Genomic DNA, 13371 nt, shown 5'->3' on the forward strand with positions numbered 1-13371 from the left:
TCATATACGCCATTTCCGTCCAAATCGGTTACAACCACAAACTCCGTCCAAATGGTCTGCCAGGAATGTGTCCAAGTGTTTTCTATGGAGAGTACGGAATAATCTGGGTCGATCATTCTTGCATACATATATTCCAAGCCTTCAAGAAACTCGGCGGGGATATAAAATTCCAGGTAGGCATAACCATTGGCGTCGGTTGTGCCGGTAATTTCGTCATAGTAATAGTCGGGATCCAATTCATCGCCATACCAGGTGGTCATCCAGTATTTCGACTACGAATAATTATAGAATGTTACCTATGGATTAGATTCGGAATTTTACTTTGCTCAAAGGTTGCCAAGACCCCAATTATAGCCTGCCCAGACAAAAAGAGATAAGGCAGCTAGGCCCACTGCAATTGTCATAATCATGTTAGGACGTTTTTTTAACTTTTTAATTTTTAAGATTGATTCAAGATTAACCGATTTTTGAATGGACACATTATTTTCTGAATAACTTACTAAAATTACTTTGTCATCTCTGCTAAAAAAGAAGCAATCCAATCTAGTTTGATCTACAAATAAAATAGTGATAGAATCACCTTTTGTTAATTCTGGAATTTTCGGGGTGGCAATAGAATCTATAAATTTGATGTATGAACAATTAACGTTAGAGGTTATGATAATACAAAAAATAAGTATTGTATAAATGTATTTCAGGCTAGTACAGTCAATTACTTTTGATTTTATAGTCATGATTCCAAACAAGAATTTAGAATAAAAAAAATGATGTTATTCACAATATGCTCAAATCCTGCGCGTCTTTCAAATAGGTGTATTGATCAATAATTATTATTATTCTAATCTGAAATTACCTCAATTGGCCCTTAATTTCTTTTTAAAAATTGCCAGAAAAAAGTGTAGTTATTTTTATATTTCAGCTTACACTTTCCATCAAAGGAATATTTAATCACCGACTGCGTCATCGAGTATCCAAAATATAACCACCTCAAATAAAAAGAATATGTTTCCAAAATTTGGTGAATCAGTGAAAAATGTCCATTCGTGTGACGGATTAGCGGATTCTTTCGCTGGCATAAAGGGTGATCCGGTATGACTAAACCACCCTGTTCGACCTCTATATGCGAGCCAGTGCTTGCTACCGGAACCCAGAGGATAACTATGAAATTCTAAAGAATAACCCGAGTCAGGGCATTCAACCAAACTTTGTTTACTTACTTCACCGAGTTTTATCAAAATATCGTATGGGAAATATAAATCATAACCGGAAGGATCATAATCTAGCCGGTCTTTATATGTTTGTAACGGTCCGAGTGGATTTATTGAAAATTCTGATTTATACAGTGTACTGTAGCGATTATAGGAAGCATGCCCATTAGCTGCGATCCAAATATGAAGATTGGTATGGTTTTCATCGTATCCTTGTTGTATGCCGGAATAAGTTAAGGTATTACTTCCGCTCCACCAGCACGAAGAAGCTGATACAGTATTTCCCCCCTCATGGCGATAGAAATTAACCTTATCCGCTGCGAAAACACCTCCATTTTGTGTTAATCTAATCGAGACGTGTTCCCAATCGCTTTCATGCCAACCAGTTGCTTGTTCAGTAATATCATTCATTCCCATATAGTACCAATACTGAACATAGTGGTAGGTTGCATCTTTATAAACATGATAATAAACAGGTTTTTGTCCAGTCGGTGCGCTAGAGTATCTTTTACTGTCTATTAAATCTAGGTTATAAACTTCATTTGATTGGCTGCCAGCACCATATGTATCCCAATGCCATAAACTCCATTTATGTAGAGAGTTTTGACCTCCAATAATCTGTTCTGAATGAAGTTCCTGGCCAATGTCATTATATACTTTTAATGTAAAAGAACCATCAGCTAAAAGATTATCGAAATTTTGTAAGCCAGCTTGAAGATCATAAGAATGTTTATGCAATATCGGTTTAAACTTTTCAGCTAGTTGCAATTCCAAATCATCATCTACTAAATCGTTATCCAAATCATCCAAATAATAAAGAACCTCAAACTCCGGCCAAATGGTCTGCCAGGAATGGGTCCAAGTGTTTTCTATGGAGAGTACGGAATAATCCGGATCGATCTCTGTTGCATGCATATAATCCAAGCCTTCAAGAAACTCGGCGGGGATATAAATTTCCAGGTAGGCATAACCATTGGCGTCGGTTGTGCCGGTAATTTCGTCATAATAATAGTCGGGATCCAATTCATCGCCATACCAGGTGGTCACTTCCAGTTTCAACTGCACGCCGCCTACACCAGCGCCTGCTTGATCCTCTACATCGAAATAAGCGCTGTAGGTCATGCCGCCGCCGGGTTCTTGTGCATCTTGTTCTATGGGTACAATAATAATTAATATCAGGCTTAAGGCAATTAAAATTCTTTTCATGGGTTTCTCCTCTTGGAAATTAGAAGTCAATTTGTGTTTCTGTTTTCATCATCTTTCGCACTTGCTTTTCTTACTTCAACAGCAAAAGCTTACGCTGTGCTTGAAAGACGCCCGCCGACATTTTATAAAAGTAGACGCCACTGGGAAGCTGCCGGCCATGGTTATCCAGCCCTTCCCATGTTGTGGTATAAGCGCCGGCTGCAAAAAAACCATTCACCAGGGTTCGCACCAATTGGCCATTGCCGTTATAAATCGCCAGGTTGACATCGACCGCTTCTTTAAGATCAAACTGAATTTGCGTGTTGGGGTTAAACGGATTCGGGAAATTGGCATGAAGTGCAAAATCCCGGGGTAAAACGTTGTCCGAAGTTCGGGTCGGGAAAAGAGATGCGGCTCGTTTTTTAAGCGCTGCGAATCCCAATTCTTCGCCGTGGAATTCCGCCGCATCGGAAAGATTGTCTTCAAAATCCGCCAGTTCCGGCGCCTGCACAATAACCACGGACAGCTGGATCGTTTCGCCGGCAACAAGCGGGAACGGTCCGTAACTCAACAGGATGCGGTAATCGCCTGTTCCGGTTGTGCCGGGCGTGTTGCCCTGCAGGTAGGCATAACGCTGCTCGTCATCATTGGGATCGTCGCCGGCTTTCCAATAAGAAACCATAGGCGCTTCGATCCCTAAAATCATGGCGCCCAGTAAAGGGATCTCTGTGGCTTCTGTTTCGCCATCAAAAATAAAAGCGGCTTTATCGTTGAAAACTTTGCCGACCTTGTCGTTAGCCGGTGAGCTGCGGTCCGGATAATCCGGCGCATCGATGTCCGCCCAAAATCCGACATAGACGCCTTCCAGGGGCTCGGCATTTTCCGCCAGGGAGATTTCATAATGCAGCAATCCGAAGCGGGAATTCTTGAATTCGTATACATTTTGCACCACCCGAAATCCTAATGGTGTGTGTTTATCGAAGGCAGTCCCGTCTCCGAAGGATGTTGAAGTTATTTTATTCACCGCCGGAAAAGAGGTTTGCTCTTGTATTGTAAATGAGTTTCGTTGCCGGGTCCATTCCGGCCGGTGGGTCATTTCATTGCCGTCGCCGCTGGTGACACGGATTTCTCCCGAAAGGGGTAACCGCGCCAATCCAGAGCGCAAAGCGAGCGTCATAATTGACATAAGTGGTGAATTTTGAGTCTTTATTCACATGGCGCGAAGTACCGAAGTAACCATAGCTTTGTTCACTCAGTTTCAGCCCGCCAATTTTGGAGTGATTATCTGGTGCTATTTCCTGGGCGAAATTAGCAGTGAACAGGCAAAAAACAAAACCGGCTACCAGTTTACAAATGAATGTTAAACGGTTCATAGGTTTCTCCTTATCTAAATGATCATAAATGTTATATTTAAAGTGGTGGTTTGTGATAACAACTGTTGTTTAAATAAAAGTTGTCGACCGCTGTGATTTCAGCACTTCAAATTATTAAGCCGTAACTAACGTAGAAAAAGTAACAAGATTTTTTAAAAAGAGCGGTTTCTGCTTGCAATAAATAAAAGATTCTCGATCTACCAGCAAAATAATTAGACTACTCCTTTGTTAAATAAATCTAATTCTATTCGCCACCTTGCATAAATGTTAGTTAAAAAAATTGATACTACTTGAAAAGTAAATCCCACACACCCCACAGAAAACGACCCCCAAAATATTAGGTACTCAGAACATGTACACCCCTTAAATGAACATATTTATATTCAAATATTGACTTTTTGCTTTAAAGCTTTAATGGAATTTACATTTTGAATTGTTTGATCCTGAGAAAGTGTAAATAGGTTAATAATTAAAACATTCCTTTAACTCACCAGCGCTATTGCCAAGTTTCCAAATGATCTGTATATTATGGTTTATGAAAAAGGCTCTTATCTATTTATGGCTTTGTTTCGTTTTATTGGTACAAACAATCCCTGCCATCTCCCAGGAACTCCGAACCGACAGCCGTACACTCTATGTTCATAAGATCACACTTTACGATAAATTCGGTGATCGTATCGATCAAACGGACCAGTTTTATGCGCGGCCGTATTCCCCGGCGGTCACATGCGGTAAATGCCATAACATCGATGAAATAAGCAAGGGCTGGCATTTTAATGCGCTCGACCCGGAAACGAATCCCGGCCGAAAAGGCGAACCCTGGATCTGGATGGATGCAAACCTTCGTACCCAACTGCCGCTATCCTATCGAATTTGGCCCGGGACTTATCGACCAGAGGATGTGGGAATCGATGCGTGGCAATTCACTAAAAAATTTGGCAGGCATTTACCGGGTGGAATTCCAAAAATTCCAGTAACCACAGACGAAAGTATAAGAAATAATCAACGGTGGCATATTACCGGTAAGCTTGAAATCGACTGCCTGATTTGCCACAGCGCCGATCCTAGCTACAATGCCTATGAATGGTCCAAACAAATTGAGAAGGAGAACTTCAATTGGGCGCCTTCCGCTGCAGCCGGACTTGCGACGATCCTGGGCGACACCAAAAGCCTGCCCAAAGATTTCGATCCCGAATTTCCGGAATTCAGCCTGGATGCAGAGCCGCCAACCACTCGCTACAATGCCACAAAATTTGAAGGCGAAAGCCAGGCATTTTTTGATATCACCCGTTATCCGCTTGACCAGCGATGTTATTTCTGCCACACTATCAACCAGTCGGATGAACAATCACAGACGCAGTTCCAGAGAGACGATGATATCCACTTGCGTGCCGGTATGAATTGCAGTGATTGTCATCGACATGGTTTAGACCATAGGGTCACGAGGGGATACGAAGGCGAAAGTAAACACAGTGGTAATCCAGTTTTGGAAACACTAACCTGCCGCTCTTGTCATATCGGAAATAAGGAGCTGGAACACTCTCAACTTTTTGGTGGCCGTCTCGGCGCACCTGTTGCCCAACATAAGGGAATGCCGACTATCCACTTCGAGAAATTATCCTGCACTGCTTGCCATAGCGGTTCCTGGCCGAAAGAACAGGCAGGCCGTATTCAAACCGCTATGGCTCACAGTCTCGGCCTCGCTGACGATCATCGTAGCTTGGACGATCCGCCAAGAATAGTCGAACCTATATTTGTGGAACAGGATGACGGCGTCATAATGCCGCACCGGATGTTCTGGCCGGCGTTTTGGGGCATAAAGAAGGATGGCGTGGTCAGTCCATTACCACTTGACCAGGCACAAAGGTTAGTATCAAGAATTTTGAAAGTACCCAATACCGAAGCCAGGAAATACCCGGGCGGTTGGAAATCAATCACAACAAGCCAAATTCAGCAGGCGCTGGAGAGAATTCAAACCAGTTTAAACGAGGAAGAAAAGGCGGTTTATATCACCGAAGGTGTTCTATATGAAGTGATCGAAGATACGGTAACTGCAGAAGAACACGAAGCTGCGCAACCGTACTCCTGGCCGTTTGCCCATGATGTTAGACCAGCGGGTTTATCTTTAGGTGTAAGAGGTTGCGGTGATTGTCATTCTTCAGAATCACCATTTTACTTTGCAGCCGTTGCAGCCTCAGATTTCGCTGCTGTAAAAAGGATGGCCGATTTTCAAAATAAAGATATTGCAATGATTCGCCTGTTTAATTTTTCGTTTAAATTCCGGCTATGGTTGAAAGTACTCCTGATCGCAACCTGCGTCATTTTTGCTGTTGTTTTATTCGTTTATGGGTTTAGAGTGTTGGATCGTTTCTTTAAGTAAAGTGAATTGCAGATGATACAGATATTGTGGATAGTTGGACTTTCCTTTACAGTGTTGATTTTACTTTTCCATTTTGGTTTTGTCAGAAAGAAATCAAACTTGAGCAAATTTACGATGTCGGTTCAATTCTGCATTAGACAAAAATGGATATTCAAAATTACGATTTTGAGTATGATTGTTTTAATGATTACCGGAGCCAATGCGGTGATATTTTCAGGTCAACATCTCACGGGTTTGGGGCTTCTAATCCATTTAAGTTTTGCCCCGATTTTTGCAATAGGTTTAGCAATATTGGTTTTTCAATGGGCGCATGTTTTCCAGTTTGTTGAAAGCAAGGATAATACAATTTTTCTTAAAATTCTGTTTTGGGCCTTAGCAGTCCTGGCTCTTCCTGTTGTCTTGTCAATCGTTTTGAGTATGCAGCCATTTTTTGGCACTGAAGCCCAATATTTTCTTTCTAATGTTCATCGTGTTAGTTCTTTATTTCTGGTTATCGCTGCCATTCTGTTTTTATATTTTACATTGTTAAAATCTACCTTCAATTAATAAGAATTTGTTAATTTTTAATTAGAGGTCAGGCATGTGTTTTTTAAAGAGAATATACTCAGTTAAACTGAAACTAATGAATTCGGCGTTTCTCATCTTCATTCTTTCTATCAGTCTGTCCATTCCAGGCTATACACAAACCAATAGCCAAAAACAAGAAATAGGAATCCAAAAGAAAGACGCTGCAAAAGACAGCACAAAACTGATCGCATTAGCTATCAAACTTCCCAGACCCATGTTCATAGGAACACCGCAAAACCTACGGGTGCCAAACCTTGAAAAGCCATTGGGAAAACCCAGGCCGCCATTTTACGCACCCCAGGGCACTCAAAATGTTGCGATGGGGAAGATTATTCAGAGCAGCGATCCTGAGCCCATTATTGGTGAAGCGGAGATGATCAATGATGGTGATCGAGAGGCAACAGATGGGAGCTTTGTCGAGTTTGGACCCTTTTTGCAGTACATCACTATCGATCTTGAAGTAGTACATGATATTTATGCGATCTTGTTTTGGCATTACCACAAACAGCCTCGGGTATATTATGATATCATCGTCCAGGTTTCCAATGATCCGGATTTTATCGCCAACGTAACGACCTTATACAACAATGATCATGATAATTCTTCCGGCATGGGTCTGGGTAAGGATAAAAATTATGTCGAAACTTCCGAAGGCAGGTTGGTAGATGCGAAAGGCAACCAGGCACGATATGTCCGGTTATATAGTAATGGCAGCAATGCAAATGACATGAATCACTACATTGAAGTGGAAGTTTATGGCATGCCTGCCAAATGAAATCTATCCTAAATTTTAAGCTTCTTTTCCTGATAATAATTGGTATTGCACTTTGTTTTCGTTTGCCGCAATTACACATTCGACCCATGCATGGCGACGAAGCGGTTCATGCGATCAAATTTGGCGAACTTCTTGAAAAGGGCGTTTATAATTATGATCCTTTAGAATACCATGGGCCGACGCTCAACTATTTCACCTTAATTCCGGCCTGGTTTCTTTCACAGCAAACTTTAACTGATGTCTCTGAAACTACTCTTCGAATTGTAGCAGTATTCTTCGGAGTCTGTCTAATTGTTATGCTGCTGTTTTTTTTAGATGGATTCAGCCGCCCTGTAATCCTGTTCGCAGCGCTCTTCTCTGCAATTTCTCCTGCCATGAGTTTTTACAGCCGGTATTACATCCAGGAAATGTTGCTGGTTTGCTTCACCTTCGGAGCGATCGCTTGTGGATTTCGATATTGGAAAAGTAAAAGACTTATTTGGGCAATTTTTCTGGGTGTTTTTCTTGGGCTTATGCATGCAACCAAAGAGACATTCGTACTTCAATTAGGCGCCATGTTGTTAGCCATTTTACTCATGCTTTTAAATGATCATAGATTGAATTTGAAAACATTAAAAAAAATCCATCCATGGCATGTTTTAACATTATCGTTGATTTTTGTATTTACTTCGGGACTTTTTTACTCTTCCTTTTTCACAAATCCGACTGGTATTCTTGATTCAATGTTGACTTATAAATCTTATGTTGCTCGCGGGGCAGAAAGCGGCATCCATTTTCATCCCTGGTACTATTATCTCAAAATGCTGCTATTCTCAAAATATGGGAATGGACCGGTATGGTCAGAAGCATTCGTTTTGATTTTAGCAATTTGGGGATTGATAACAATTTTTGTTAAAGGGAAGAAAATACCAAACAATAACCTGTTGCGCTTCCTGGCTTTTTACACAATCATCTTAACAGGTTTTTATTCTATTATCCCTTATAAAACGCCTTGGAATCTATTGGGATTCTACCAAGGTATGATTTTGTTAGCGGCAATAGGAACAGCTGAAATTTTGAAAGTAGTGACTAAGACTCAAAAATGGATTGTTTACTCAATTCTAATTGTCTGTTGTGCTCACTTAGCCTGGCAAAGTTACCTGGCAAATTTTAAATATTATGCCGAGCCAACAAATCCTTACGTGTATGCTCATCCTACCAAAGATATTTTGGCAATTTCCGACAGAGTTATTGAAATTGCAAATTTATACCCTGATGGATTAGAAACAACCATTCAGGTTATCGCTCCGAATGATGATTATTGGCCTTTACCCTGGTATTTAAGATCTTTATCTAATGTGGGTTGGTGGAATGAAATCGATGAACAATTCCCTTCTGCTCCCATTATTTTGGCTTCGCCAGTTGTTGAGGAAAAACTCCTGGAAAAACTTTACCTGCTCCCCCCTCCAGGTCAACGTAACCTTTACGTTCCTCTTTTTGATTCAACCATGGAATTGCGGCCGCAAATAGAATTGCGTGGATACGTAGTGAACGATTTGTGGATGAGATATCAACAGAGTAAGTAAGGCGAGTGAATGATAAGTTAGACAAAAAAATAAAGGATAAAATATGGAATCAGTCGTTGCAATAACATTTTTTGTGCTCATAGGTCTTCAAATTGCAACCTTAATTCCCTCGCGAATTTTTAAAAGCAAAATCCGATGGGAATTATTTATCCCATTCATATCATTACCCATATACATAGGGTATGAATCTTATTATTTGCGACCCGAAGTGCTCGCAACCGTTCCAATAAGAATCGATTTGCTTATTCTTCATCCTTTGATAATCGCAGCGTTTATCGCATCCATATATCGCCGGGCTACATTATTAACAAAACACAAAAATAAACAAACTAACTTGTTTGTCCTTTCGAAGCCACGTGTATTGTTAATAATAACGATAGTATGTTTTATAGGTTGGTGGTATTTCGTCCTAGTAGTATGTCAATTTTATCAATAATGGTGTCTAACGATTAAGCGTAGGGTCGATGTGCAACGCCTGGTTGAACTCCGCCGCCTATTTGGAATTATCATTTTAGTATGATTTTCCTTCACCATCCTGCTTAAACCCCCTGCTTGCCATGCGCTTAATAGAAAGTAGCTCTAACAAAATGGGAAAAGCATTTTTCAGTAAAGACAATCGACTATCCGCATCGCTGGTCCATTGAACATTAAATTCTTTGATTCGGAATTCTGATTGGATTGCCCGTAAAATTATTTCTACATCAAACATAAAACCATTACTTTTGCATTCTTTAAACAACTGTCTCGCCACATCTCCACGATACAGTTTAAAACCACATTGCGTATCTGATAACCATTGGGGAATTTTAAGGAAAAGGATTAAAATCCTTCGAAAAACAATTGAATAGATTTTCCTGTACCAAACCCATGGTTTTGCAACCCTGCTTTCAGGAAGTTTTCTCGATCCATGTGCAATATCACAAATGTCATCTTTGAGCCATTGCAACCCGGTCAATGCAAACTCAAAAGGTATGCAGTTACCACTATCGGCGAACATGACGTAATTGCCACTCGATGAGACTATACCACTTCGCACTGCAAAGCCTTTACCCCTATGATTCTCATTGCGAATGACTTTTGTAACCACCACCTCAGAGGTAGTAACCTTTCGTGCCGTTTGGGATGTTTCATCAGTACTTCCATCATCCACGATGATAATTTCTCCGGAAATACGGTTTTCTATCAAGAATTTTTCTACAGCTTGGATGTCGTTAGTAATTTTTTTGTTTTCATTAAATGCAGGAATGATGATTGATAAATCCATAGGTTTTTCTATATGAAATCATACTCCCTCTGTAGGTTAATTCTCACTTTATAAAATTTTTTCCTGCAATCATATTAAAATGTTTTACAGTCAAATCATCGTTGGTCTGTACACTTTTGCTAAAATCTGTTTCCAGCACCATTTTCCATTGATATAATTTGGAAAACGTGTGTTTAACACGATCCACCAATTCCTGAAAGCGACCGCTTTGCTCATATCTGTCCGCATCTTCCTTACTATCCCACACAGTAACCGATATGTATTCTCTCTTACTCTGAAGGTTTTCCGTTAAATAGGCATATAGACATCCATGGGTTAATTTTAAAACAGGGAGAATTTCTTCGTTATACAGGATTTTGAATTCGTTAGTTTTCCCGCTTTCAATTTGTAGCGATACGATTCGAACATACATGCGGGCATTATCCTCTTTCAACGGGGGAACCGCTTCTGTTTGAGTGGTCACATTAAATTGCTTTACAATGGGTTCTTCCGGAACGGGTTTGTATTCCAGTTCCAGGTTTTCGGACAGATGAATTTTCCACTCGACAGCTTCTGCTAAATAGGGTCTGACTATTTCAACCAGGTCTTCATACACTCCGCTTTTTTCATAGTTTTCAGAATATTTCTGAGATTCCCAAAATGTCAATGAAATAAATTCCTCCGGATTTCGTCCACTTTGATTTAGACCTGCAAAGAGACAACCGGGCAGCTTTTGTAGTTCAGGTATAATCGTGTCATGATAAAAATCACGAAACTGAGCCAAAGTACTGAGATTTACTCTTACTTGAAGGATACGCATAAACATGGTTTTGCCCTCCTTCCTTTAAAGGTTTAGTGATCTCATTTGTTTAGTGGACGCGTTATCAATTAAACAACAATCATTCGGCATTACCAGTGTCACAAAATGGCAACCTAAAGGAATTCCCTCGGCAATAATGGATTCATCCAAATTAAAATTTTGTAAACAGAGGTTCCCGCCCAGGCCGCCAGTTCTTCGGCAGCAATTTTATTGTCACCTTGTTTGCCAAATAGAACAACCTCATCCCCAATTTTAATATCCTTTGAACCCGAGATGTTGATGGTCATGTGATTTGAAGTAACCAATGCCACAGATGGCCAACGTTTTCCATGGAGCAACACTTCTGCCTTACCAGCTGCCTGGTTTGGATAACCATCGGAATAACCAATCGAAAGAGTGGCTACCGGTGTATCTTCTATTGCAAGAAAGGCTTTATGGTATGAAACGGAATCTCCGGGTCGAAGTGTTTTGACATACATGACCCTGGTTTTTAAAGTCATAACAGGGCGAAGGTCGATATTACGTGCTTTATACTCTCGTGTTGAGGGATACTGGCCATAGATGGCGATGCCCGGGCGGACCATATCGAGATAAGTTTCGGGTGAAGAGATTACCCCGGCGCTGCTGGCCATGTGACGCAGACCGAGGGGAATCCCCTTCTTTTTTGCGGATTCGCACACTTCCAAAAATCGTTGTAATTGGGCTTTATCAAATTCTTCATCCTCGGTGAGAGGCGTAAAAATTCCTTCGATCTTGATGCCATCCGAAACTGCGACTTTCTCAATAAAGTGTAAAGCTTTGTAATACGGAACGCCGATTCGACCTAACCCTGTATCCATCTTGATGTGTACTTTTGCGGTTTTATTCTGCTTTCTAGCAGCCGCGGAAAGTAATTTAAAATCATCCGTATAAATGGATTGTGAAATGTTGTTTCGAACCATCTCTTCAGCTTCATGATTTGAAAAAGAACCAAAATTTAATATAGGTGTTTTAACTTCGTTCTCTCGCAGTGACAAAGCTTCTTGAAATTTGCCGACTGCCAAAAAAGCAACGCTTTGGCTTTCCAGGTATTTTCCTACTTTCACCAAACCATGACCATAGGCATTCGCTTTGATAACCGCCATCACTGGTCGATTGTTTACCTTCTTCCTGATTTGATTTAAATTCCAGCCCATGTTTTTTAAATCGATTTCCAGCCAGGGATCGGTTGGATTTTTTGGCTGGTTTGTAGGAATAGAGGCTACGGCTTCGTATCCCGAAACTGCTAAACCGGCAGCAGCGGCGCCTGATAATTGAAAAAAGTTCCTTCGATTAAAATTAGACATTTTCAGTACTCCCAAAATTCTATTAACCTGGATAATTCAAAACCATGATTATCAGATGATTTTTTCTATTGCAGAATAGGGCAGTTTTGAAAAAGACACTGACGCAAAATAGCGACAAATCAAGAAAATTGCAAGAAGAATTAAAATTAATGGTTTTTAAAAAAGGTAGCAGTGAAATGCCACCTTAGGTATTATTGAAGTTGGTTAATTATTGCACACTCGGGGAATTATCCAAACTTTTTTAATCGGGGTGGTAACGACATGATTACCAAATTCCAGACACAATCCGCGCGCTGCTACGATATCTAGCTTTATGATGCTTCCGCCCCAGGTGCATCCGTTTATTGTAGTTCTAAGCGGAGACAATCCATTGCGATCGAACCAACCCCCGCTGACCAAATAGTGTCCGTCAACGTCCACCTGTATTGAGTAAGTTGAATTTTTGGTTTTTACAAATAACCAGTCTCCATATTTTAAATCCACCTTTCGGATTTGAGTCAGGTTCTTTGCATGTTCGGTAATTGTGGAGAGATTGTGTCCTTGTGCTTTCATTTTTCTTTAATCGGTATCTTATTTTTTAATTTAATAATAAAATTTAAAGAATACAAGTTGAAAAACTAGTGATCCTTTTTTATTCAAAAATAATCAAAAATACATATGAATGAGACGTTTACTCGATCCTTTAAGTTCTATTCCATTTTCGTATGATTAAGAGACATTTTATACCATTAACACCGCTCTCAATTTGCTTATCTACTTTTTTGAATGCTTTCAGTAATGGATTCGGGATATCTTCTTGATTCTCTGGATTCAAAGCGAAATAAGCTGGACGAAATAATCGGGCATTGATTGGTGTCATAGCTTTTTACTGAATGAATCACATACTCTTCAAAAAAAAAGTCTAGTCGGTTTGAGGCGTAGTTTCGATAG

Annotated in this window: 13 protein-coding genes; 4 read left to right on the forward strand and 9 right to left on the reverse strand. The window is 40.3% G+C overall.

Annotation, left to right across the window (positions count from 1 at the left end):
* The 5 genes from IIC38_05160 to IIC38_05180 all read right to left on the reverse strand — a co-directional run.
* On the reverse strand, nt 1-260 hold a 260-nt coding region (locus IIC38_05160), incomplete at its 3' end, for a hypothetical protein (protein ID MCH8125333.1).
* 66 nt (nt 261-326) lie between these two features.
* Nucleotides 327-734, reverse strand: coding sequence for a hypothetical protein (locus IIC38_05165; GenBank protein ID MCH8125334.1), 408 nt, complete (start codon nt 732-734; stop codon nt 327-329).
* 210 nt (nt 735-944) lie between these two features.
* A complete protein-coding gene (locus tag IIC38_05170; GenBank protein MCH8125335.1) occupies nt 945-2414 on the reverse strand; it encodes a hypothetical protein in 1470 nt (489 codons plus the stop codon).
* A 70-nt stretch (nt 2415-2484) separates the two neighbouring features.
* Nucleotides 2485-3489 carry a T9SS type A sorting domain-containing protein gene (locus IIC38_05175; protein MCH8125336.1) on the reverse strand — a complete coding sequence of 335 codons (1005 nt, stop codon included), beginning with the start codon at nt 3487-3489 and terminating at the stop codon, nt 2485-2487.
* Between the two features lies 1 nt (nt 3490).
* Entirely contained in the window at nt 3491-3766 is a 276-nt protein-coding gene (locus tag IIC38_05180) for a hypothetical protein (protein ID MCH8125337.1), read from the reverse strand.
* Between the two features lie 577 nt (nt 3767-4343).
* Between IIC38_05180 and IIC38_05185 the strand changes: the two genes are divergently transcribed.
* The 4 genes from IIC38_05185 to IIC38_05200 all read left to right on the forward strand — a co-directional run bounded on the left by IIC38_05185 (nt 4344) and on the right by IIC38_05200 (nt 9053).
* Entirely contained in the window at nt 4344-6146 is a 1803-nt protein-coding gene (locus IIC38_05185; GenBank protein ID MCH8125338.1) for a hypothetical protein, read from the forward strand.
* 171 nt (nt 6147-6317) lie between these two features.
* Nucleotides 6318-6692 (forward strand): hypothetical protein, encoded by a 375-nt coding sequence (locus IIC38_05190; GenBank protein MCH8125339.1) that lies wholly within the window; start codon nt 6318-6320, stop codon nt 6690-6692.
* A gap of 235 nt (nt 6693-6927) precedes the next feature.
* Nucleotides 6928-7488, forward strand: a complete 561-nt coding sequence (locus IIC38_05195) for a hypothetical protein (protein MCH8125340.1) — start codon at nt 6928-6930, stop codon at nt 7486-7488.
* Nucleotides 7485-9053 carry a TIGR03663 family protein gene (locus IIC38_05200; protein ID MCH8125341.1) on the forward strand — a complete coding sequence of 523 codons (1569 nt, stop codon included), beginning with the start codon at nt 7485-7487 and terminating at the stop codon, nt 9051-9053. Before IIC38_05195 ends, IIC38_05200 begins: the two co-directional genes overlap by 4 nt.
* Before the next feature lie 511 nt (nt 9054-9564).
* On the opposite strand, the gene IIC38_05205 is transcribed toward IIC38_05200, so the two are convergent.
* The 4 genes from IIC38_05205 to IIC38_05220 all read right to left on the reverse strand — a co-directional run bounded on the left by IIC38_05205 (nt 9565) and on the right by IIC38_05220 (nt 12993).
* Nucleotides 9565-10317 (reverse strand): glycosyltransferase, encoded by a 753-nt coding sequence (locus IIC38_05205; protein ID MCH8125342.1) that lies wholly within the window; start codon nt 10315-10317, stop codon nt 9565-9567.
* Nucleotides 10318-10360: 43 nt separating this feature from the next.
* On the reverse strand, nt 10361-11122 hold the full coding sequence (locus IIC38_05210) for an antibiotic biosynthesis monooxygenase (protein MCH8125343.1): 762 nt from the start codon (nt 11120-11122) through the stop codon (nt 10361-10363).
* A gap of 107 nt (nt 11123-11229) precedes the next feature.
* Nucleotides 11230-12441 (reverse strand): alanine racemase, encoded by a 1212-nt coding sequence (alr, locus tag IIC38_05215; protein MCH8125344.1) that lies wholly within the window; start codon nt 12439-12441, stop codon nt 11230-11232.
* A 204-nt stretch (nt 12442-12645) separates the two neighbouring features.
* Nucleotides 12646-12993 carry a hypothetical protein gene (locus IIC38_05220; GenBank protein MCH8125345.1) on the reverse strand — a complete coding sequence of 116 codons (348 nt, stop codon included), beginning with the start codon at nt 12991-12993 and terminating at the stop codon, nt 12646-12648.
* Between the last annotated feature and the right edge of the window lie 378 nt (nt 12994-13371).

This window comes from candidate division KSB1 bacterium (assembly GCA_022566355.1).
Classification (GTDB): Bacteria; Zhuqueibacterota; JdFR-76; order JdFR-76; family DREG01; genus JADFJB01.

Excerpts from the sequence above, each read along its gene's own strand:
- IIC38_05165 (MCH8125334.1), bottom strand. The coding sequence starts at position 734 with ATGACTATAAAATCAAAAGTAATTGACTGTACTAGCCTGAAATACATT.
- IIC38_05170 (MCH8125335.1), bottom strand. The coding sequence starts at position 2,414 with ATGAAAAGAATTTTAATTGCCTTAAGCCTGATATTAATTATTATTGTA.
- IIC38_05175 (MCH8125336.1), bottom strand. The coding sequence starts at position 3,489 with ATGACCCACCGGCCGGAATGGACCCGGCAACGAAACTCATTTACAATA.
- IIC38_05180 (MCH8125337.1), bottom strand. The coding sequence starts at position 3,766 with ATGAACCGTTTAACATTCATTTGTAAACTGGTAGCCGGTTTTGTTTTT.
- IIC38_05190 (MCH8125339.1), top strand. The coding sequence starts at position 6,318 with ATGATTGTTTTAATGATTACCGGAGCCAATGCGGTGATATTTTCAGGT.
- IIC38_05195 (MCH8125340.1), top strand. The coding sequence starts at position 6,928 with ATGTTCATAGGAACACCGCAAAACCTACGGGTGCCAAACCTTGAAAAG.
- IIC38_05200 (MCH8125341.1), top strand. The coding sequence starts at position 7,485 with ATGAAATCTATCCTAAATTTTAAGCTTCTTTTCCTGATAATAATTGGT.
- IIC38_05205 (MCH8125342.1), bottom strand. The coding sequence starts at position 10,317 with ATGGATTTATCAATCATCATTCCTGCATTTAATGAAAACAAAAAAATT.
- IIC38_05210 (MCH8125343.1), bottom strand. The coding sequence starts at position 11,122 with ATGTTTATGCGTATCCTTCAAGTAAGAGTAAATCTCAGTACTTTGGCT.
- alr (MCH8125344.1), bottom strand. The coding sequence starts at position 12,441 with ATGTCTAATTTTAATCGAAGGAACTTTTTTCAATTATCAGGCGCCGCT.
- IIC38_05220 (MCH8125345.1), bottom strand. The coding sequence starts at position 12,993 with ATGAAAGCACAAGGACACAATCTCTCCACAATTACCGAACATGCAAAG.